The organism is Polaromonas aquatica (assembly GCF_042659145.1).
GTDB lineage: Bacteria > Pseudomonadota > Gammaproteobacteria > Burkholderiales > Burkholderiaceae_C > Polaromonas > Polaromonas aquatica.
In genome coordinates, this window is sequence record NZ_JBHSRS010000082.1 from 244056 (window position 1) to 265748 (window position 21693).

Sequence of the window (21693 nt, forward strand, 5' to 3'; positions counted from 1 at the left end):
ACATGAAAAACAGGTAAATTGTTTTATTTGTGAATGAATAAACAGGTAATAAAAGCATGCGCCTGACGCTACGCAAGCTCCAGCTTTTCTGCGCCATCGCCCGTACCGGCAGCACCATGGCGGGCGCCGAAGCGGCGTCGCTGTCGCAGTCGGCGACCAGTGCGGCCCTGGGCGAGCTCGAAACAGCGCTGGGTGCGCGTTTGTTTGACCGGGTCGGCAAGCGCCTGGTGCTCAACGATGCCGGCCGGTCGTTGCTGCCCGAAGCGCTGGCGCTGCTGGAGCAGGCGCAGGTCATAGAGGAGCGTTTCGGCGGCGGCGCTGCCATGGCGCGTGTGCGCTTCCGGCTGGCGGCAAGCACCACCATAGGCAATTACGTGCTGCCTTCGCTGCTGGCGGCCTTTCGTGAGCAGATGCCGCAGGCCAGCCTGGATGTCTGGATAGGCAATACGCTGGGTGTGGCCCAGATAGTGGCCGGTTTTGAGGCGGACCTGGGCATGATCGAAGGTCCTTGCCACATCCCGGACCTGCAAGTGCTGCCCTGGCTGGACGACGAGCTGGTGCTGGTGGCCGCGCCCGGCCATGCGCTGGCCGTGGCGGCAGAACAGGCGCCGCTGTCAGCCCTGCAACTGCGCGCGGCGCCCTGGCTGTTGCGCGAGGCGGGCTCGGGAACGCGCGAGGCGGTGGAGCAGGCCTTGCTGCCCTATCTGCACCATGTGCAGTCCGACACCACGCTGGGCAGTTCGGAGGCCATCAAAAATGCCGTCGCTGCGGGGCTGGGCGTCAGCTGCCTGTCGCGTGTGCTGGTGCAGGACATGATTGATGCGGGCCGTCTGCGTGAGCTGAAGAGCGAATTGCCTGTGCTCAAGCGCAGTTTCTCCCTGATCCACCGCCGGGAGAAACGGCTGTCGGATGCCTTGACGGGTTTTCTGGAGCTTTGCAGAAGCACGGCGGCCATATCGTCGGAAAGCCGTCTGCGGGCTTCCTGAGTCCGGGTTTTCGCTCTTTTTGCGGTTTTCAGGCATCAAAAGTGCCCGTGGCCGGCGTGGAATGCGCGTGACCAGCTATTGAATTTATAGCATTCCCTGCCGCTCCAGGCAGCCAAAAACTCAGGCTTTCAGCGCGTCCAGCAGTTTGCCGTGGATACCGCCAAAGCCGCCGTTGCTCATGCACAGCAGGTGGTCGCCGGGACGGGCGGCCGCCTTGACTTGGGCCACGAGTTGCTCAATGTCGCCGGCCACGCTGGCCTTGGCACCCATGGGCGCCAAAGCGGCTTTGGCGTCCCAGTCAAGCCCGCCTGAATGGCAAAACGCCAGGTCGGCGCGCTCCAGGCTCCAGGGCAGTTGCGCTGTCATGGTGCCCAGCTTCATGGTGTTGCTGCGCGGCTCGAAGATGGCGAGTATGCGGTCAGCCTTTTTGCCGTTGCCATCCAGCTGGCGGCGCAGGCCGTCCAGTGTGGTGTGTATGGCTGTGGGGTGGTGGGCAAAGTCGTCATACACGGTGATATCGCCGCCGCCCTGGTGCAGCACGCCGCGCACTTCCATGCGGCGCTTGACGTTCTGGAATTCCGCCAGCGCCTCGGCCGCAGCTTCGGGCGCGATGCCTACATGTTCGGCGGCGGCGATCGCCGCGAGCGCGTTGAGCTGGTTGTGCACGCCGCTGACATTCCACTGCACGCGTGCCACCGCTTTGCCGGCCCTGAGCACGCGGAAGTCGTGCGGCTCACCGTCAGCCGTGAAGCCGTCGTTATTGGCAGGGCTGTTGCCGAAGAGTACACGCTCACTCCAGCAGCCTTGCTCCAGCACGCGCTGCAGGCTGGCTTCTTCGGCATTGACGACGACGCGGCCCTGGGACGGCACGGTGCGCACCAGGTGGTGAAACTGCCGCTCGATAGCCGCCAGGTCGTCAAAAATGTCGGCGTGGTCAAACTCCAGGTTGTTCAAGATCGCCGTGCGCGGGCGGTAATGCACAAACTTGCTGCGCTTGTCGAAAAAGGCCGTGTCGTATTCATCGGCCTCTATGACAAAGGTGTTGCCCGCGCCCAGCCGGGCCGAGACGCCAAAGTTGAGCGGCACGCCGCCGACCAGAAAGCCGGGTTGCAGCCCGGCCTGCTCAAGAATCCAGGTCAGCATGGCCGTGGTCGTGGTCTTGCCATGGGTGCCGGCAACTGCCAGCACATGGCGCGGGCCGGTCGCGTGGTGGGTAGGGTGGTGCAGCACATGGCCCGACAGCCATTGCGGGCCGCTGGTGTAGGGCAGGCCGCTGTTCAGGATGGCTTCCATCAAGGGGTATTTGGGGCTGCCATCGGGCAGGCGTGCGCGCGAAACCACATTGCCAATGACAAAAACGTCAGGCTGGAAGGCCATCTGGTCGGCGCTGTAACCTTCGATCAGCTCTATGCCCAGGGCGCGCAGCTGGTCGCTCATGGGCGGGTAGACGCCGGTGTCGCAACCCGTGACCTTGTGGCCGGCCTCGCGCGCCAGCGCCGCCAGGCCGCCCATGAAGGTGCCGCAAATCCCCAGAATATGTATGTGCATGAGCGGTATTCTAGGAGTCTGCCGGGCGGCTGAGGGGCTTGTGGCACGGGCCAAAAGCGGCTTGTAAACAGGTCTTTTTTGTCATTTTCAGCATGAAAAGTGCTCATGGCCCAATATTTATGCGCGCAACCAGCTACTTATTTGATAGCAATTGACTTGACCTCCGTCTATTGGCCGATACCCGCAGGACGCAGTTGGCCTGGCTGATTGGCCTAAACTGGGCATTGCGCTTCCTCCGCGCTGCCTTCAATCCAGCCCACCGTGACCCCGAACACCCTCAAATCCGAAATTGCCGCCACTGCCGCCGCGCTGGTGGTCGAAGAAGGGCTGGAGTACGGCCCGGCCAAACGCCGTGCCGTTAAACAGATGGCTTTGCCGGCCCGCACCGAGCTGCCCGACAACGACGCACTGGAAGATGCCGTGCGCGACTATATAGAGCTGTTTTGCGCCGACACCCAGCCCATGGAGCTGGCGGCACTGCGCGAACTGGCGCTGGTCTGGATGCAGCGCATGGCGGCTTTCCGGCCTTACCTTACCGGTGCGGTCTGGCATGGCACTGCCACGCGTCTCTCGGATATTTATATACAGCTGTTTTGTGACGACCCCAAGTCCGCCGAAATCGCCCTGATCGAACACAACGTGGACTACGAGCCGCGCACCGTGAAGGGATTTACCGGCGGAGACGTGGAGGCGTTGAGTCTGAGCAGCCTGTGCAAACCCCTGAATGAAACCGTGGGTGTGCACCTGATGGTTTACGACCATGACGATTTGCGCGGCGCGTTGCGGCCCGACGCCAAAGGCCGTACACCGCGGGGCGACATCGCCGCCGTGCAAAAATTGCTGCCTGTATTGACGGAAACCGGGAAGTGAATCACAAATGAAGCGCAGAAGCATGCTTTATGGCGGCGTGGCCGCAGCGGCTGGACTGGCCGGTGCCGGCGTGGCCTGGTGGAAAATCCAGCCGCACCAGCTTGCGCCTGAACAGGGGCATGCCGGCCATGATGCGGGCGCCGACCCGTTCTGGAGCCTGAGTTTTGACACGCCGGACGGCAAGTCGCTGGCTATGAGCAGCTTTCGCGGCAAACCCCTGCTGGTGAATTTCTGGGCCACCTGGTGCCCGCCCTGCATTGAAGAGCTGCCTTTGCTGGACAGTTTTTACAAAACCAACAAGGCAAAAAACTGGCAGGTTCTGGGCCTGGCGGTGGACCAGCCCAGCGCCGTGCTTAAATGGCTGCAGGCCAAACCTTTGGGTTTTGCCGTGGGAATGGCTGGTTTGAGCGGCACCGACCTGAGCAAATCACTGGGCAATCTGTCGGGGAGTTTGCCGTTTACAGTGGTGTTTGATGCGTCCGGCCAGTTGCTGCATCGCAAGACAGGCAAGGTTTCGCCCGAGGACCTGGCGCAGTGGGTGCGGACCTGAGTGTCTGCCTGCCCACCTCCCGTGATCCCGCTGGTTTTTCTATAGTTTTCTTAAGTACATTCAAAATATCGTTATTTGCACTTAATTGTGCTTTACGGTAGATTTTTTCCGATCTATAAGAATGCGCTCAAGGCTGTTTTCGAGCCTTGGCATGATGTACACTCTGCGCTTTCCCGGGCTGCTCCCTGATCTTTTGGTCAGGATGATGGGCGGTTTAGATGGTCAATGAGGGCATTAAGGCGTAAAAGCTGGAAGTAAGCGGTAAATGAGAGGGTTCGGTGAAATCTGGCTCCCTCATTGCACCTTGTCCTTGATTGACCCGCAGATTGATAAAAAGCTGTGTGCTGAAACCTCTGCACCAGTATCTACCGATAGTTGGAGAGACCCATGGATTTAAGAAAACTCAAGACGCTGATCGACCTCGTATCAGAGTCCAATGTGTCCGAACTTGAAATTACCGAAGCCGAGGGCAAGGTACGCATCGTCAAATCCAGCGGTGCTCCCCTCGTGATGCAGCAACCCGCTGTGGCCATGGTAGCAGCAGCCGCGCCGGTCGCAGGTGCACCCGCAGCGCCGGTCGCCGAGGCGGCACCTGCTGCTCCTGCCGGGCATGCCGTGAAATCACCCATGGTCGGTACCTTTTACCGCTCGTCCAGCCCCGGTGCCAAGCCCTTTGTGGAAGTCGGCAGCGTGGTCAAGGAAGGCGAGACCATCTGCATCATCGAGGCCATGAAAATCCTCAACGAAATCGAGGCCGACAAGTCCGGCACGATCACCAGGATACTGTGCGAAAACGGCCAGGCCGTGGAGTATGGACAAGCGCTGTTCATGATCGAGTGATACAGCCCCAATCCTCCTGCCCAAAGATTGATCTACCAGACGCATGTTTAAAAAAATACTGATCGCCAACCGCGGAGAGATTGCCCTGCGGATCCAGCGCGCCTGCCGGGAACTGGGCGTCAAGGCCGTGATGGTCTATTCGGAAGCAGACCGCGACGCCAAATACATCAAGCTGGCGGACGAGTCGGTATGTATCGGTCCTGCGCCTTCTGCCCAGAGCTACCTCAACATGCCGGCCATCATCTCTGCGGCCGAGGTGACGGACGCCGAAGCCATCCACCCCGGCTACGGTTTCCTGAGCGAAAACGCCGACTTTGCGGAGCGGGTTGAAAAAAGCGGCTTCAAGTTCATAGGCCCGACGCCGGACTCGATCCGCATCATGGGCGACAAGGTTTCGGCCAAGCAGACCATGATCAAGGCCGGCGTGCCCTGCGTGCCCGGCTCTGAAGGCGCATTGCCTGATGACGCGGCCTTTATCAAGCGCACGGCCAAGCAGATCGGTTACCCGGTCATCATCAAGGCGGCCGGCGGTGGCGGCGGTCGCGGCATGCGTGTGGTGCACACCGAAGCGGCGCTGCTGCACGCTGTGCAGACCACCAAGGCCGAGGCCGGTGCAGCCTTTGGCAATCCGGAGGTCTACATGGAGAAATTCCTGCAGAACCCCCGGCACATTGAAATCCAGATCATGGCCGACCAGCATAAAAATGCTGTCTGGCTGGGCGAACGCGACTGCTCCATGCAGCGCCGTCATCAGAAGGTCATTGAGGAAGCGCCGGCGCCCGGCATTCCACGCAAGCTGATCGAGCGCATAGGCGAACGCTGTGTGGCCGCCGTCAAGAAGATTGGCTACCGCGGCGCCGGCACCTTCGAGTTCCTGTATGAAAACGGGGAGTTCTATTTCATTGAAATGAACACCCGCGTGCAGGTCGAGCACCCCGTGACGGAGTGGATTACCGGTGTGGACATCGTGCGCACCCAGATCATGGTGGCGGCCGGCGAAAAACTGCCGTTTGTCCAGCGCGACATCCAGCTCAAGGGCCATTCGATCGAATGCCGCATCAATGCGGAAGACCCCTACAAGTTCACGCCCTCGCCGGGCCGCATCACGACCTGGCACACACCGGGCGGGCCGGGTGTGCGGGTGGACTCGCATATCTACGCCAACTACTTTGTGCCGCCCAATTACGACTCGATGATTGGTAAGATCATTGTGCACGGCGACACGCGCGAGCAGGCGCTGTCCCGCATGCGCACGGCGCTGGCCGAGACCGTGGTCGAAGGCATCAACACCAATATTGCCCTGCACCGGGAACTGATGGTCGATGCCAAGTTCATGGATGGCGGCACCAACATCCATTACCTTGAAGAGTGGCTCTCCAAGCGTGTTCGCTGAAGCCCAGGGGTAAAAGGTATGAGCATGTTCGAGCTGATTTTGCTGGTTCCGGCTGACGAAGTCGAAACCATCAGCGAGGCGCTGGATGCGCTGGACGCGCTCAGCGTGTCGGTGGAAGACGCTGATGCCGAGACGCCGGCCGAGCAGGCGCTGTTCGGCGAGCCGGGCATGCCGCCGCCCAAGGCCGGCTGGGAACGCTCTCGCGTGGTGTCGTTATTCGCAACCGAAGCGCTGGCGATAGACGCCTGCAAGCTGCTGCAGGCGCAGGACTTTTTTGCCTGCTGTACGCTGGTAGCCATCCAGGCCGTGCCCGAGCAGGACTGGGTGCGGCTCACGCAGTCACAGTTCTCGCCCGTCGAGATCACGCCGGAGTTCTGGATTGTCCCGACCTGGCACGAGCCACCGGCACAGGCAAAGCAGCTGATACGGCTGGATCCCGGCTTGGCTTTTGGCACAGGAACACACCCGACGACACGCATGTGTTTGCGCTGGATCGCCAAAAACGGTGCGGAGCAAGGCGCAAGCGCTCAGAGCGTGCGCAGCGACGGGCCGCCCCTAGCAAGCACAGCCCCCTCGGGGGGCAGCGCATTACGCGAAGCGAAAAGCGTGGGGGCCAGCCTCGGCCGGGTGCTCGACTACGGTTGCGGCTCCGGCATCCTGGCCATAGGCGCAGCCAAGTTTGGCGCTGTCGATATTGATGCCGTGGACATTGACGAAGCGGCCGTCCAGTCGACCCGTGCCAATGCCGAGGCCAACCATGTTCGCCTCAATGCCGGCCTGCCGGAAAAGGCCGCAGGCCTTTACCAGACCGTGCTGGCCAATATTCTGGCGACGCCGCTCAAGGTGCTGGCACCGCTGCTGTGCGCACATGTTGAAAAGGGCGGCAACCTGGTGCTGGCGGGCATTCTTGATCGCCAGGCGGACGAGCTCAAGGCTGCCTATGCGCCTTGGTGTGCGCTGGAAGTCACCGATCAGGAAGACGGCTGGATCCTGATGACCGCGCGGCTTTGAGCCGGCGGCCGGCATTGCCTTTTTGCCGGTGATTGGCGGGCCGGCACCCCCTACAATACAGCGCTAGATGAGCCTGATTACGCGCTGCCCCGCATGCGGCACGATGTTCAAAGTCGTGACCGATCAACTCAAAGTCTCGCAGGGCTGGGTGCGATGCGGGCATTGCGCTGAAGTGTTTGATGCCTCGCTGCATATGCAGGAGGCTGCGCAGGCCCCTGCCGCACCGGCTCAGCAGCCCCCTGAACCTCCGCTACAAACCTATACCGCGCCCTCGCCGGTTCCTGTCGCCCCACCTTTGCCTGCAAGTGGGCCCGTCCTGTCTGATCCTGGGTCGCCGGATGCTTTTTTGGCGGACCGCTCCATCGTGCAGGCCGACTCCGGGAGTGGCGAGTTTGACCCGGCCGGGTGGAAGCAGCAACACGCGCCGAAGCTGGACGAGGCGGGCAGCCTGCGCCTGAATGACGAAGGCGAGGCCGTGCGCTCTGAGCCTGTCCAGGCGCAATTGGCCAAAGAGGCGCAAACAGCAGACAGTTATGAACTGCCTGATTTTCGGGCTGAAGCCCCGCTCAGTGAGCCGCCGCAAGACGAGCCTGATGAAGCCGATGAGGTCTCGAACGACGTTTCCTTTGTCCGCGATGCGCGGCGTAAAGCGTTCTGGCACAAGCCGGCGGTGCGGGTAACACTGGGCCTGGTCGGCCTGTTGCTGGCGGTTGTGCTGCTGCTGCAGGTGCTGGTCCAGCAGCGGGACAGTGTGGCGGCGATGGCTCCGGCCTTCAGGCCCTGGCTGCAGGCGATGTGCGGCCATCTGCATTGCGAAGTAAAGCCCTTGCGACGGATCGAGGCGCTTGTGATCGACAGTTCGTCCTTCAACAAGATCGATGCGGACTCTTACCGCCTGGGTTTTTCCCTCAAGAACACCGGCACGGTGCCCGTGGCCATGCCTGCCCTGGAAGTGACCTTGACCGATACCCAGGAGCAGGCGCTGGTACGGCGGGTGCTCATGCCAGCGCAGTTTGGCGCTGAAAACCCCACGCTGGCTGCCGGTGCCGAGTTTGCAGGCCTTGTGCTCATGCAGGTGCCGGCGGCGGATGCCCCGGGCGCTGCAAGCCCGCTGCGTATCGCCGGTTACCGCGTTCTCGCTTTTTATCCCTGACCCTTTCACGAACTGAGAAAAATAAATGCCTGCTGTAATTTGTGGTTCCCTCGCCTTTGACACCATCATGACGTTTGAGGGGCGCTTTTCCGAGCAGATCCTGCCCGACCAGTTGCACATCCTGAACGTGTCTTTCCTGGTACCGGCCCTGCGCCGCGAGTTCGGCGGTTGTGCCGGCAATATCGCCTACGCCCTCAAGCAGCTCGGGGGCTCACCCCTGCCCATGGCCACGGTAGGCAGTGACGGTGCAGAGTACGTCGCGCGCATGAATACCCTGGGCATCAGCACCGAGTTTGTCCGTGAAGTGACCGATACCTACACGGCGCAGGCCATGATCATGACGGACCGCGACAACAACCAGATCACAGCCTTCCACCCCGGCGCCATGATGCAGGCCCATGTGACCCACATCTCGGCGCGCAGCGATATCAAGCTGGGCATCATATCTCCGGACGGGCGTGATGCCATGCTGCAGCACGCGGAGCAGTTCAAGGCCGCAGGGATTCCATTTGTGTTCGATCCGGGCCAGGGCCTGCCTATGTTTGACGGCCAGGAACTTGCGCATTTTGTCGAGTTGGCAACCTGGGTCACAGTCAATGACTACGAGGGCAAGATGCTGAGCGATCGCACGGGTTTGTCGATTGCAGAACTGTCAAAGCGCGTCGAGGGACTGATCGTGACCCTGGGGGCAGAAGGTTGCGAGGTCTGGGTTGGCGGAGAGAAGACGCTGGTAGCGCCGGTCGTCGCCAGGGAGGTGCTTGACCCGACGGGTTGTGGCGACGCCTTCCGTGGCGCACTGCTGTTCGGCCTGGAAAAGGGCTGGTCGCTGGTACGCTGCGCCGAACTGGGCAACCGCGTGGGTGCGCACAAGATCGCTTACCGCGGCGGCCAGAACTACACGCTGGAATCCATTCAAAAAGGTCTCTGATACCCTGCCTGTGGGCGCAACCAGCTATCTATTTTGTAGCGTTTGAGGTGGCGCCTGCTGCCGGATGGCATGTGATGTGCCGTGTCAGCTGATGCCAGTCTGCCTTCGCGGCAATTTCAGCGGACATGCTGAGCTGCTTTCTCCTGGAGGTTTGTCCGCGCACCACCTCCAATGATCTTCGTGGAATGCCCAGCTGGCCTGCCAGCCATTTGAGCAGCGCTTCATTTGCCTTGCCGTCGACTGGCGGAGCGTTCAGGCGGACTTTTAGCGCGATCGCACCTTGTTCGCCGTACAGGCCGTCCACCTGCGTTTTAGCAGCATTGGGCACCACCTGTATGTCCACGATGACATTGCCGTGCCTGTCGGTCCGGATGAAGGGTATCGTGGGGCCTGGTTTCGGGGTGGTCATGCTGTGCAGGAGTCCATAAAAAAAGCCCAGCATCTACGACACTGGGCTTTTCAAGCAGAAGTACCTTACTGCTTACGGCTTGCTGGCTGTAGGAAACGGCCAGGCAGCTTGCGGGTTCAGAGTAGTCTGAGCCGCAGGGGCAGCCGGTGCAGCGGGTGCTTTGGCAGCGGGCTTTTTCGCGGCTTTCTTCGCAGCAGGCTTTTTCGCGGCTTTCTTCGCAGCGGGTTTTTTCGCTACTTTCTTGGCTGCGGCTTTCTTTGCTGGCGCTTTTTTGGCTGCGGCTTTTTTGGCCGGAGCTTTTTTAGCGGCTACTTTCTTCGCTGCTACTTTTTTTGCCGGAGCCTTTTTGGCTGGAGCTTTTTTCACTGCAGCTTTTTTCACTGCAGCTTTTTTGGCCGGAGCCTTTTTAGCTACTACTTTCTTGGCCGGTGCTTTTTTAGCAGGCGCTTTTTTAGCGGCTACTTTTTTCGCAGGGGCTTTCTTCGCCGCTACTTTTTTTGCCGGTGCTTTCTTTGGTGCAGCTTTTTTAGCCGCAGGTTTTTTCGCAGTTGCCATAGTTTTCTCCTTGATCACGTTGCAAAGAGCACTTCACGTTTGGAGTACGCAAAGCGATTCACGGCGTTGGGCCTGCGGATAAACCGGGCCCAGCGCCGCGAACACAGGAGCAAAGCCCAACGCGCGCTCTCCGGCGCAGTCACTGGTCATTGCAATTCTAGAAATCATGTTGTTCTGGTCTTGTCTCAATCAATTCGGATCAGTCCGCGTCAATCCCAGGAGAGGGCTCCGCCCGACTGGTATTCAATGACGCGGGTTTCGAAGAAGTTACGTTCCTTCTTCAGGTCAATCATTTCGCTCATCCATGGGAACGGATTCTCTTCGTTCGGGAACAGGGTTTCAAGTCCAATCTGCGTGGCACGGCGATTAGCGATGTAGCGGAGGTAACCCTTGAACATGGATGCATTGAGGCCGAGCACGCCGCGCGGCATGGTGTCCTCGGCATAGCGATACTCGAGTTCGACGGCTTTCATGAACAGGGCCTTGATCTCGGCCTTGAATTCGGCCGTCCACAGGTGTGGATTCTCAAGCTTGAGCTGGTTGATCAGGTCGATGCCGAAATTGCAGTGCATGGACTCGTCGCGCAGGATGTACTGGTACTGCTCGGCGGCACCGGTCATCTTGTTCTGGCGACCCAGGGCAAGGATCTGCGTGAAGCCTACATAGAAGAACAGGCCTTCCATCAGGCAGGCAAACACGATCAGTGACTTGAGCAGGGTCTGGTCGGCCTCCGGCGTGCCGGTCTTGAAGTGCGGATCGGAAATCACTTCAATGAAAGGGATCAGGAACTGGTCCTTGTCCCGGATGGACTGCACTTCGTTGTAGGCGTTGAAGATTTCGGCTTCATCCAGGCCAAGCGATTCGGTGATGTACTGGTAGGCGTGGGTATGGATGGCTTCCTCGAAAGCCTGGCGCAGCAGGAACTGGCGGCACTCGGGTGCCGTGATGTGGCGGTAGGTGCCCAGCACTATGTTGTTGGCGGCGAGTGAATCAGCCGTCACGAAGAAACCGAGGTTGCGTTTGACCAGGCGGCGTTCGTCTTCGGTCAAACCGTTCGGGTCTTTCCAGAGCGCGATGTCGCGCGTCATGTTGACTTCCTGCGGCATCCAGTGGTTGGCGCAGGTGGCGAGGTATTTTTCCCAGGCCCATTTGTATTTGAACGGTACCAGCTGGTTGACGTCGGTCTGGCCGTTGATGATGCGTTTGTCGGAAGCCTTGACGCGCTTGGCTGCCGGCGCTGCTGTGTCGGCTGCTTTTTCTGCGGTATCCAGTGGGGCTGATGCGCTGGCAGTGGCAGCCGGAGAGAAGGCGCCATCGTCGAGCATGCGGACTTGCGCCTGGGGTTGGGCGGATGTGCCGGAAGAAAGAGGCGGAAGTTCCATCGAGCGGCCTTCAGGCAAGCCGCTTGTGAGAGAGTTTGGCGATGATGGTTTGACTTCGTCGTCCCAGGTCAACATGTGAGGGTTCCAATACTTTGGGATTATGAAAGCAGCGATACAAAATGAAAAGTGTTCATTCACATCGCTGCAGATTAGTGTTGCTCAATTGCATCGTTTCATCACATCGGGGCACACGCGAAGTGTCATCGCGTGTCCCGATGCGTGTCCCGATTTTTTATTGGCAGGCTTCGCAGCCTGGATCATCGATGGCGCAAAACTTGATGTCGGTTGCCGGTATCGCATTCATCTGTGCCTGGGCTGCCGCAGCTGCGGCCTCCAGTGCGCTGGTGCCGCTGCTTGCGGCAACATCCGCTGAAGGACCGGAGGACACCGAGTTCATCTTGCCGGCTTTAACGGTTGACTTCTCGGCGTGCGTGGCGCTCTGCGTGCGCAGGTAGTACGTCGTTTTCAGGCCGCGCAACCAAGCGAGCTTGTAGGTGTCGTCAAGCTTCTTGCCCGAAGCGCCGGCCATGTAGATGTTGAGCGACTGCGCCTGGTCAATCCATTTCTGGCGGCGGGCGGCTGCTTCAACAATCCACGAGGTTTCAACTTCAAAGGCCGTTGCGTAAAGTGCCTTGATGTCCTGCGGTACGCGGTCAATCGGGCGCAGGGAGCCGTCGAAGTGTTTCAGGTCAACCACCATCACGTCGTCCCACAGGCCCAGGCGTTTCAGGTCACGCACCAGGTAATGGTTGATCACGGTGAATTCACCCGACAGGTTGGACTTGACCGAGAGGTTGCCGAAGCAGGGCTCGATACAGGCGTCCACGCCGATGATGTTGGAGATGGTGGCCGTAGGTGCAATGGCCACGCAGTTGGAATTGCGCATGCCGTCCAGGGCAATCTTCTTGCGCAAGGCGTCCCAGTCCAGCGTGGCTGAGCGGTCGACCTCGACATAACCGCCGCGCTCTTCAGCCAGCATGTTCAGCGTGTCCAGCGGCAGGATACCCTTGTCCCAGAGCGAGCCCTTGTAGCTGGCATATTGCCCACGCTCTTTGGCCAGTTCGGTCGAAGCCCAGTAGGCGTGGTAGCAGACGGCTTCCATGGACTTGTCGGCAAATTCGACGGCTTCCTGGGATGCGTATGGCACGCGCAGTTCATACAGGCAGTCCTGGAATCCCATGATGCCAAGGCCGACCGGGCGATGGCGCATGTTGGAATCGCGGGCCTTCTTGACAGCGTAGTAATTGATGTCGATCACGTTATCCAGCATGCGCATGGCCGTGATGATGGTTTTTTGCAGCTTGGCGTGGTCGATCGCGCCGTCCTTCAGGTGCTGCACGAGGTTGACCGAGCCGAGGTTGCACACGGCCGTTTCGGTTTCGCTGGTATTGAGCGTGATCTCGGTGCACAGGTTGGACGAATGCACGACGCCGGTGTGTTGCTGGGGCGAGCGGATGTTGCAGGCGTCCTTGAAGGTGATCCAGGGATGGCCGGTTTCAAACAGCATCGACAGCATCTTGCGCCACATGTCGGTGGCTTGCAGCGTGCGCGAAGGCTTGATCTCGCCGCGGGCGGCCCGGGCTTCGTAGGCCGTGTAGATCTTTTCGAATTCCTTGCCGAACTTGTCGTGCAGGTCGGGCGTGTCGTTGGGCGAGAACAGCGTCCAGCTGCCCTTTTCCATCACGCGGCGCATGAAGAGGTCGGGGATCCAGTTGGCGGTGTTCATGTCGTGGGTGCGGCGGCGGTCATCACCGGTGTTCTTGCGCAGTTCCAGGAATTCCTCGATGTCCAGATGCCACGTCTCAAGGTAGGCGCAGACTGCGCCCTTGCGCTTGCCACCCTGGTTGACGGCGACGGCGGTGTCATTGACGACTTTCAGGAAGGGCACGACGCCTTGTGATTCGCCGTTGGTGCCCTTGATGTGGGCGCCCAGGGCGCGCACTGGCGTCCAGTCGTTGCCCAGGCCGCCGGCAAATTTGGACAGCAGGGCGTTTTCCTTGATGGCGTCATAGATGCCGCCCAGGTCATCGGCGACCGTGGTCAGGTAGCAGGACGACAGCTGCGAGCGCAGCGTGCCGGCGTTGAACAGCGTCGGCGTGCTCGACATGAAGTCGAAGGACGAGAGGATTTCGTAGAACTCGATGGCGCGCTCTTCGCGATTGACTTCATTGAGCGACAGGCCCATGGCCACGCGCATGAAAAAAGCCTGCGGCAGCTCGATGCGCTGCTTGCGCACGTGCAGGAAATAGCGGTCGAACAGGGTTTGCAGGCCGAGGTAGTCAAACTTCAGGTCGCGCTCGGGTTTGAGCGCCGCGCCCAGGCGGGCCAGGTCAAACTGCTGGAGTTTTTCGTCGAGCAGCTCGTTTTCCACACCCTTGGCGATGAATTGGGGGAAATACTGGGCATAGCGGGTTTGCATTTCCTCGTGCGCGACTTCTTCGCCCAGCACTTCGCGGCGGATGGTGTGCATCAAAAGGCGTGCGGTGACGTAGGTGTAATCGGGGTCTTTTTCGATCAGCGTGCGGGCTGCCAGGATGGATGCCTTGTAGACCTCGTCAATCGGCACGCCGTCATAGAGGTTGCGCATGGTTTCGGCAACGATGGGGTCGGGTTTGACGTCTGCACCCAGATTGGCGCAAGAGGCCTCTATGAGAGCCTGCAGGTTGCGAACGTCAAGCGCCACCCTTTTTCCGCCATCCATGACGTGCAGCAAGATGGGCTCGGGCGTTGGCACCTGTGGCAGGTGGGCACGTTCCTGTGTACGTTTTTCACGGTAGAGCACATAGGCGCGGGCAATTTCATGGTGGCCGCCGCGCATCAGTCCGAGTTCAACCTGGTCCTGCACGTCTTCAATATGAAAGGTTCCGCCGCTGGGGCGTGAACGCATCAGGGCGCGCATGACGGCCTGGGTCAGTTCGTCAACCGTTTCGCGAACGCTGGCCGAAGCCGCGCCTTGCGTGCCGTGCACTGCGAGGAAGGCCTTCATCATCGCGACCGCAATCTTGTTCGGCTCGAACGGAACTACCGCGCCATTGCGGCGGATGATCTGGTAGTTGCCGAACTGGCTGGACTGGGCATGGCCTTGTTGGGGGAGTGTCGGCACGCTGGTGGCGACGGATACGGTACTTTGAGCTGTTTGCATTGGCTTCCTCTTGACTTTGTTCTATTGACTGCGCTGTTCGTGTATTCGGCGGATTTGGTGTGTTTTCAAGCGCTACCTGCCAGGTTGTGCCGCTTGAGCTGTTCCGTGGTTATCAGGGCCTGAACCACACCAAATTGGCTCAAGCTCACACACTATACCTAGGGTCTGAAGTGAATTCAAGCACTAGGGGTAGTGTTTTCCATGCGTATTCTCGCTGAAACCATTTTTTACATTTTGGTCGTGCCTGGCTTGCCTGAGCCGCTTTGCTGACGGGGTGTTTGAGGACTGGCTGGCGGGCCTTGCCCTGTCAGGCTGCGCACCAAAAAACAAAGCGCTCATGCGCCTTGCCGCAGACTTCGCCCTGCGGGGGCATGCCCACGCTTGTTTCCTCATGAAGGCGCAGGAAAACCCGTCGCGTAATACGTTTTTTTTGACCGGACAGCCGCCGCAGTGCGCTCAGTTGGCCGCAGGAAAATATTTATCTGGCGCAGCCAGTGTGCGCTGCAGCAAGGGCCAGTCAAAACCCGGTCCCGGGTCCTGCTTGCGGCCGGCTGCAATGTGCTCGTGCCCGGCAATATGCGCGACAGGGTAGTGCCCCATGAGCGCTGCGCACAAGCCCGTCAGGGTTTCGTATTGCGCTGCCTCGAAGGTATCTCCCTCCAGCCCTTCCAGCTCAATGCCAACCGAGTCGTCGTTGCAGTTGGCCCGCCCTCGGTAGCTTGATTGCCCTGCATGCCATGCCCGTTCGTCACAACTGACAAACTGCCAGAGCTCGCCGGAGCGGCTGATAAAAAAGTGTGAGGATACCTGCAAACCCCGTATGCCCTGGAAGTAGGGGTGTTCGTCCCAGTCGAGCTGGTTGGTGAACAGGCGCTGCACATTGCCGTTGCCAAACTGCCCGGGTGGCAGGCTGATGGAATGGATGACGATCAGGTCAATGGGCGTCTTGCCGGGACGCGGACCGCTGTTGGGTGACACCAGCGCCCTTGCATGGCGATACCAGCCTTTTTCCCAAAGTGCCCTTGCCGGGCCGGCCTCAGGCGCGGTCTTCTGCGGCATCGGGACTCTCGGCGCCCGCATCGCTGTCGGGCAAGGCGATGTTCAGGCGTTCAATGCGGTAACGGATCTGGCGCAGGCTCAGGCCCAGTTTGGCGGCTGCCGCGGTGCGGTTAAAGCGGGTTTCCTGGAGGACCTGGCAGAGGATGTCGCGCTCCTGTGCGTCCAGGTAGTCCTGCAGATTGTCAGGAATGGCCACAGCGGCCGTGACGGCTGCAACGGGCACTCCCGCATACGGCGGCGACGGTGTGTCCAGGTGCAGTTCCCCGCTCTCGCTCAGGGCCACCGCACGGTGCAGGATGTTCTCCAGTTCTCGGACATTGCCGTTAAACGGGTGGCCTCGCAACTGCTCCAGCACAGGCGCGGTCAGCATGGGGATGGTGCCAAAACCCGATTCATGGCAAATCCGTGTCAGCAGGGCTTCACAGAGTTCAGGCAGGTCTTCCCTGCGTTCACGCAGGGGGGGCACACCAATCACGATGACATTGAGGCGGTAATACAGGTCCTGGCGAAAACGCCCGGCCTCGATTTCGGTCCCAAGCTCCTTGTGTGTGGCGCTCACAATGCGCACATCCACCATATCTTCCTGTGAGGAACCCAGGGGCCTGACGACGCGCTCCTGTATGGCCCGCAGCAGTTTGGACTGCATGGCCAGCGGCAGGTCGCCGATTTCGTCCAGAAAGAGCGTGCCACCCTTGGCTGCCTGGAAATAACCGAGGCGATCTTGTGTAGAGCCGGTGTAAGCACCTTTGCGGGCACCGAAAAATTCGGCCTCCAGCAGGTTTTCGGGAATGGCGCTGCAATTGACTGCGACAAACGGGCCGCCGGCGCGGTGGCTGCACTCGTGCACGGCGCGCGCGACCAGTTCCTTTCCGGTGCCGGACTCGCCCTGTATCAGTACCGGTGCCATGCTGCCGGCAACTTTGGCTATCCGGGACTTGACGGCCTGCATCACGGCAGAACGGCCCACCAGGCGCTGCAGCGCTGCGGTGCCCGTACCCGGTTTTGCACCCGGCTGCTGTGCGGCCGGGTTGGCGTTGCTATTGGATGCCTTGTTTTCTGCAACAGGTCGTTCGGCCCCGGCAACTGAGGCCGCGGCTTTCGAGCCTTGTATGGCAGACGCCACCACATTTCGGAACTGCTTTAAATCAACCGGTTTGGTCAGGTAATCGAACGCCCCCGCCCTCAAGGCCTCAACGGCATTTTCAGTAGACCCGTGCGCGGTGATCACAACACAACGCTCGGAGCGCTGCTGCACGACCATGTCGCGCAGCAACTCCAGGCCAAGCCCGTCCGGCAGGCGCATGTCGGTAATCACGGCGTCAAAGCGCTTTTCCTGCAACTGCTGGCGCGCTTGCGCCAGGTCGCCAGCCGCTTCAACCCGGTAGCCCTCACGCAACAGGGTGAGTTCATAAAGAGTGCGCAGATCCGGCTCATCGTCAATGACCAGGATGTGCGCCGGCTGTGAATAGGGGCTGCTGGTTGGTAGTGTCATGGATTAGGCGGACAAGGCACCATAAGAAGAGGGTTTGGCTATGGGTGGTGGCGCCCCGGGCTTGAAAACCACAAAAAACTCATTGCCCTCGACGGTATGGCGCATGGCCCGCTGGTAGCCAATCATCGCGCCATACCGTTCGCAGAGTTCCCTGCAAATGTACAGGCCCAGCCCGGTAGACCGGCTTTCCGATGAAAAGAACGGCTCAAACAGATGGGTCTGGACGGTTGTTTCAAGGGGCTGGCCATCGCTCCAGACGGAAAGCCGTACCTGATCGGGTGCCGGCTGTTGTGTCGCTACTTCAATGGCATTGGCCGCTTGGCTGGCATAGCGCAAGGCATTGTCCAGCAGGTTGACCATCAGGCGCCGTAAATGCTCGGGGTCAAACCCGACCGTCATGTTGCCGGCGCCGGGTGCAATATGCGTCCGCTGTGTTGAAGCGTTCTGTTTTGCCCAGTCCGAGGTGATGCGCATCACCGCGTCGTCCAGCAGCAGGACAGTGCCGTGCTGTTCGGGGCTCAGGACCTGGGCGCGCGAAAGGTTCAGGACCTCGTCGACTATTTTTGCCAGTCGTTGTGCGTTTTGCCTGACCATGGCGGTGAGTTGCCTGTGGTTCGGGTCCTGCAGGTCTTCTTCAAGCAAGGCATTGGCCTGGGAGATGGCCGCCAGCGGATTGCGGATTTCATGTGCGACAGCGGCAGACATGCGGCCCATAGCGGCCATTTTTTCCGTACGCACCCTGGCTTCCATTTCACGCAGGTCTTCAAGAAACATCACGCACAGGCTGCCGTGGTTGCCATCCTGCGAGGCCGCGAGGCGCGTGCGTACATGCAGCCGTCGTGCGTTGCGCGCCGGGTATTCCAGGCTGACATCTGCTTCCTGTGGAATGCCAAGCATGAAGGTCCGCCGCATGATTTTGGCCAGAGGCTGCCAGGCTGCCTCTGTAGACAGGACAAAGGGCGCCATGCGGGCCGCATCGCGTGTTGCCAGCAAACGCCTGGAAGCCGGATTGGCTGAACGCACGATGCCGTTGGCGTCCACCACGAGCACGCCATCGGTCAGGGTTTCAATCACCAATTCATTGACTTGCGTTTGCATGCGCGCCACCGACTGGCTGCTCCTGGCCCGCTGTTCTTCGCGCACAAGCCTCAACGCCAGCTGGTTGGCCAGCAGGGCGACCAGAAAGAACCCCGAGCCGCTCAGGCCGGACTGCAGGTAGCGTGATGCCAGTTCCCCCATGGACTGCAGTGAAATCCACCACGCGTCTGCCAGCAACAGCAGCGTCACACTCGCCGCCGTGCCAAGTGCAAGAAGAAGCGGGCCCAGTACCGAGGCCAGCAGTACAGGCAGGGCGAACAGGGGTGTGTAGTTGATGCCGCTGGACTGCAAAAAATTAAGCGCTGAAAACGCCACGACATCCACGCCGATGGTGGACACCCACTGGGCGTCAAATGTGCTGCCTGGCGGTTTGGGCCGTGCCCACAGCCGCACCGCTACCGTGGCGCAAAGGTAGGCCACGCAGACCGCGATGGACCAGCTGTTGGTGACATTTCCCAGCGCATAAATCGCCGCCTGCAGCACGACCAGCACACTGGCAATGGTGACCCGCGCCGACATGAAGGCGCGCCACAGGCGGCCGAATGAACCCGATTCGGTTTCGGACTCCCACGCGCTTGACCTGCTTTCCGTAGGGCCAAACCAGGAGTTCGAAGCTTCTGTCATGGGTGGCCCTGGCTGCCTGCCTGCTGCCGATGGGCGACGCAGCAATACACTCCCCTGGGGCCGGTCAAGGCTTCGGAGCGCGGTAAATGGACATGGCACACGTCGCAGGCCACGATTTCAGTGGCCACGCCGGGCGGCTTGGGCCGGGGGCTTGCTGTTTTTTCGCCGCTATTGTTGATGTCGGTTCGCCGGTTGTTCTTCCACAACCAAAGAACGACCATCACGATGGCGAGGATGAGAAGGTATTTCATATGCGCTTGAGGACGACTTCAAGCACAAAGCGCGAGCCTGCATAGCCCAGCAGCAGCAACCCGGAACCCAGGTACAGGACGTTGACGGCCTTGCGTCCGCGCCAGCCCAGCCGTGCCCGGCCGAGCAGCAATCCCGCAAAGGTCAGCCAGGCCAGCACTGAAAACACGGTCTTGTGGCTCCACTTCCACGCCAGGCCGGGGCCGTACAGCTGCTCCGCAAACAGCCAGCCCACCAGCAGGGTCGCTGAAAGCAATACAAAGCCGGCCTCGACAAAACGAAAGGTCAGGCGCTCCAGCGTCATTAGTGGGACGCCGGCGTTGTTTTGCTCGGCCAGGCGTATGGAGCGCTCGGATCGCGTCATCAGCCAGCCATGCACAACGGCCGCGGCAAAGAGGCCGTAGGAGGCGATGCCCAGCGCCCAGTGCAAAGGCAGCCAGGGCGAGGCGACCATGTGGTAACTCGTGCCCGGAAAAACAATCGACAGCAGCACGGCCGCGCTGCCCAGGCCGGCCAGCGCCCAATGTGCCTGCAACTGGGGAAACAGCCGGCGTTCAATGGCATAAACCGTCAGCACCAGCCAGACGGTCATGGACAGCGCGGGCGCAAAACCGAAACGCGGCGGATTCCCGAGCAGGCCTTCGGCAAGTGTCAGTGCGTGAAGCAGCCAGGCGGCAAAAAGCACGCCGCGCAGCGTGCTTTGGCTCAAACGGGCGGTTGCGAGCGCAAGTACGCCGTAACTTACAGCCGCGCCTGCAGCCGTAGCAAGACCCCACCAGGCACTCGAAGCTAAAATCATGGCTAGAGTTTAGCCTTTACCGCCCTCCCTGGCGGCCGCCTCAGCGCCTGCACCGGCGCTTTTTAACCCCTACCTAACTGCTCCATGTTTGTGGAGCCCATCCATGGCTTCAGCACTTACCGACAAACTCTCACGCCTCGTCAAGGAAATGCGCGGCCAGGCCCGCATCACCGAATCCAACGTGCAGGACATGTTGCGCGAGGTGCGCATGGCCCTGCTGGAGGCCGACGTGGCCCTGCCGGTAGTGCGCGACTTTGTGGTCCGCGTCAAGGAAAAAGCCCTGGGCCAGGAGGTCATGGGCTCGCTGTCGCCCGGCCAGGCGCTGGTCGGTATTGTCAGCAAGGAACTGGCGGCAACCATGGGCGAAGGCGTCAGCGACATCAACCTGGCGGCCCAGCCGCCAGCGGTGATCCTGATGGCAGGTTTGCAGGGCGCGGGTAAAACCACCACTACCGCCAAGCTGGCCAAGCACCTGATCGAGAAGCGCAAGAAAAAAGTTTTAACCGTCTCAGGCGACGTTTACCGCCCGGCCGCCATCGAGCAGCTCAAGACCGTGACGGCGCAGGCCGGTGCCGAATGGTTCCCGAGTACGCCGGACCAGAAGCCCGTCGACATTGCCAGGGCGGCCATCGATTACGCGCGCAAGCATTTCTTTGATGTGCTGCTGGTCGATACGGCCGGCCGCCTGGCGATCGACGAAGCCTTGATGGCGGAGATCAAGGAATTGCACGCCGTCCTGAACCCCGTGGAAACGCTGTTTGTGGTCGATGCCATGCAGGGCCAGGACGCGATCAATACCGCTAAAGCCTTCAAGGAAGCATTGCCGCTGACCGGCATCATCCTGACCAAGACCGACGGTGATTCTCGCGGTGGTGCTGCACTCAGCGTGAGGCAGATCACCGGCGCGCCCATCAAGTTTTCGGGCACGAGTGAAAAACTCGACGGCCTGGAAGTGTTTGATGCCGAGCGCCATGCCGGGCGCATCCTCGGCATGGGCGACATCGTGGCGCTGGTTGAGCAAGTCACCGCCGGTGTCGACGTGGCGGCCGCGCAAAAGCTGGCCGCCAAGCTCAAGTCGGGCGATGGTTTTGACCTGAATGATTTTTTGAGCCAGCTGCAGCAGATGAAAAACATGGGCGGGCTGTCCAGCTTGCTCGACAAGCTGCCGGCGCAGATGGCCGCCAAGGCCGGCCAGGTCGATATGGACAAGGCCGAAAAAGACATCAAGCGCAAGGAAGGCATCATCCAGAGCATGACACCGCTGGAGCGGCGCAAGCCCGACCTCATCAAGGCCACCCGCAAGCGCCGCATCGCTGCGGGCTCGGGCGTGCACGTTCAGGAGGTCAATCGCCTGCTCAACGAGTTTGAGCAGATGCAGGGCATGATGAAAAAGCTCAAGGGCGGCGGCATGATGAAGATGATGAAGCGCATGGGCGGCATGAAAGGCATGCCGAAGTTCTGAGGGGTCCTCCATAAATCCGATTCCCGGGCGCATGGCGGCGTTGCGCGGTGCTCGGAATCCTCATGCACCTGAGTGCATTCCGGTGTCCTGCGCTCCGGGCGCCTTGCCTTGCATCCCGGCAATCGAATTTCTGGAGGCCCCTG

At 60.5% G+C, this 21693-nt stretch carries 19 protein-coding genes; 9 read left to right on the forward strand and 10 right to left on the reverse strand.

Annotated elements, in window-relative coordinates; all coding sequences use genetic code 11:
- Positions 1-56 precede the first annotated feature (56 nt).
- Positions 57-986 carry a LysR family transcriptional regulator gene (locus ACFQND_RS18910; protein WP_371437037.1) on the forward strand — a complete coding sequence of 310 codons (930 nt, stop codon included), beginning with the start codon at positions 57-59 and terminating at the stop codon, positions 984-986.
- Between the two features lie 120 nt (positions 987-1106).
- On the opposite strand, the gene mpl is transcribed toward ACFQND_RS18910, so the two are convergent.
- Entirely contained in the window at positions 1107-2534 is a 1428-nt protein-coding gene (gene mpl / locus ACFQND_RS18915; RefSeq protein WP_371437038.1) for a UDP-N-acetylmuramate:L-alanyl-gamma-D-glutamyl-meso-diaminopimelate ligase, read from the reverse strand.
- Positions 2535-2795: 261 nt separating this feature from the next.
- Here mpl and ACFQND_RS18920 point away from each other — a divergent pair, with 261 nt between their 5' ends.
- The 7 genes from ACFQND_RS18920 to ACFQND_RS18950 all read left to right on the forward strand — a co-directional run bounded on the left by ACFQND_RS18920 (position 2796) and on the right by ACFQND_RS18950 (position 9279).
- Positions 2796-3404, forward strand: coding sequence for a hypothetical protein (locus ACFQND_RS18920; RefSeq protein WP_371437039.1), 609 nt, complete (start codon positions 2796-2798; stop codon positions 3402-3404).
- A 7-nt stretch (positions 3405-3411) separates the two neighbouring features.
- Entirely contained in the window at positions 3412-3954 is a 543-nt protein-coding gene (locus ACFQND_RS18925; protein WP_371437040.1) for a TlpA family protein disulfide reductase, read from the forward strand.
- A gap of 387 nt (positions 3955-4341) precedes the next feature.
- A complete protein-coding gene (gene accB, locus ACFQND_RS18930) occupies positions 4342-4794 on the forward strand; it encodes an acetyl-CoA carboxylase biotin carboxyl carrier protein (RefSeq protein ID WP_371437041.1) in 453 nt (150 codons plus the stop codon).
- 43 nt (positions 4795-4837) lie between these two features.
- Positions 4838-6187, forward strand: coding sequence for an acetyl-CoA carboxylase biotin carboxylase subunit (gene accC, locus ACFQND_RS18935; protein ID WP_371437042.1), 1350 nt, complete (start codon positions 4838-4840; stop codon positions 6185-6187).
- A 24-nt stretch (positions 6188-6211) separates the two neighbouring features.
- On the forward strand, positions 6212-7198 hold the full coding sequence (locus tag ACFQND_RS18940) for a 50S ribosomal protein L11 methyltransferase (RefSeq protein WP_371437043.1): 987 nt from the start codon (positions 6212-6214) through the stop codon (positions 7196-7198).
- A 67-nt stretch (positions 7199-7265) separates the two neighbouring features.
- Positions 7266-8351, forward strand: a complete 1086-nt coding sequence (locus ACFQND_RS18945) for a DUF3426 domain-containing protein (RefSeq protein ID WP_371437044.1) — start codon at positions 7266-7268, stop codon at positions 8349-8351.
- Between the two features lie 25 nt (positions 8352-8376).
- Positions 8377-9279: a carbohydrate kinase family protein gene (locus ACFQND_RS18950; protein WP_371437045.1), complete on the forward strand. Its 903-nt coding sequence runs from the start codon at positions 8377-8379 to the stop codon at positions 9277-9279.
- A gap of 28 nt (positions 9280-9307) precedes the next feature.
- Here the strand turns inward: ACFQND_RS18950 and ACFQND_RS18955 are convergent, their stop codons facing one another.
- The 9 genes from ACFQND_RS18955 to ACFQND_RS18995 form a co-directional block, all read right to left on the reverse strand.
- The gene (locus ACFQND_RS18955; protein ID WP_371437046.1) at positions 9308-9688 is read right to left on the reverse strand and encodes a DUF167 domain-containing protein; all 381 of its coding nucleotides are present in this window, start codon (positions 9686-9688) and stop codon (positions 9308-9310) included.
- 72 nt (positions 9689-9760) lie between these two features.
- Positions 9761-10243: a histone H1-like DNA-binding protein gene (locus tag ACFQND_RS18960; RefSeq protein WP_371437047.1), complete on the reverse strand. Its 483-nt coding sequence runs from the start codon at positions 10241-10243 to the stop codon at positions 9761-9763.
- A 209-nt stretch (positions 10244-10452) separates the two neighbouring features.
- A complete protein-coding gene (locus ACFQND_RS18965; protein WP_371437048.1) occupies positions 10453-11700 on the reverse strand; it encodes a ribonucleotide-diphosphate reductase subunit beta in 1248 nt (415 codons plus the stop codon).
- 157 nt (positions 11701-11857) lie between these two features.
- Positions 11858-14767: a ribonucleoside-diphosphate reductase subunit alpha gene (locus ACFQND_RS18970; protein WP_371437049.1), complete on the reverse strand. Its 2910-nt coding sequence runs from the start codon at positions 14765-14767 to the stop codon at positions 11858-11860.
- A 456-nt stretch (positions 14768-15223) separates the two neighbouring features.
- Positions 15224-15826, reverse strand: coding sequence for a 1,6-anhydro-N-acetylmuramyl-L-alanine amidase AmpD (gene ampD / locus ACFQND_RS18975; RefSeq protein WP_371437050.1), 603 nt, complete (start codon positions 15824-15826; stop codon positions 15224-15226).
- The gene (locus ACFQND_RS18980) at positions 15804-17318 is read right to left on the reverse strand and encodes a sigma-54-dependent transcriptional regulator (RefSeq protein WP_371437051.1); all 1515 of its coding nucleotides are present in this window, start codon (positions 17316-17318) and stop codon (positions 15804-15806) included. The genes ampD and ACFQND_RS18980 overlap by 23 nt, the downstream gene beginning before the upstream one ends.
- 3 nt (positions 17319-17321) lie before the next feature.
- The gene (locus tag ACFQND_RS18985) at positions 17322-19040 is read right to left on the reverse strand and encodes a sensor histidine kinase (protein WP_371437052.1); all 1719 of its coding nucleotides are present in this window, start codon (positions 19038-19040) and stop codon (positions 17322-17324) included.
- The gene (locus ACFQND_RS18990) at positions 19037-19291 is read right to left on the reverse strand and encodes a PP0621 family protein (RefSeq protein WP_371437053.1); all 255 of its coding nucleotides are present in this window, start codon (positions 19289-19291) and stop codon (positions 19037-19039) included. The genes ACFQND_RS18985 and ACFQND_RS18990 overlap by 4 nt, the downstream gene beginning before the upstream one ends.
- On the reverse strand, positions 19288-20088 hold the full coding sequence (locus tag ACFQND_RS18995) for a cytochrome C assembly family protein (protein WP_371437054.1): 801 nt from the start codon (positions 20086-20088) through the stop codon (positions 19288-19290). The genes ACFQND_RS18990 and ACFQND_RS18995 overlap by 4 nt, the downstream gene beginning before the upstream one ends.
- 103 nt (positions 20089-20191) lie before the next feature.
- Between ACFQND_RS18995 and ffh the strand changes: the two genes are divergently transcribed.
- Positions 20192-21550: a signal recognition particle protein gene (gene ffh, locus ACFQND_RS19000; protein ID WP_371437055.1), complete on the forward strand. Its 1359-nt coding sequence runs from the start codon at positions 20192-20194 to the stop codon at positions 21548-21550.
- The last annotated feature ends 143 nt before the right edge of the window (positions 21551-21693 follow it).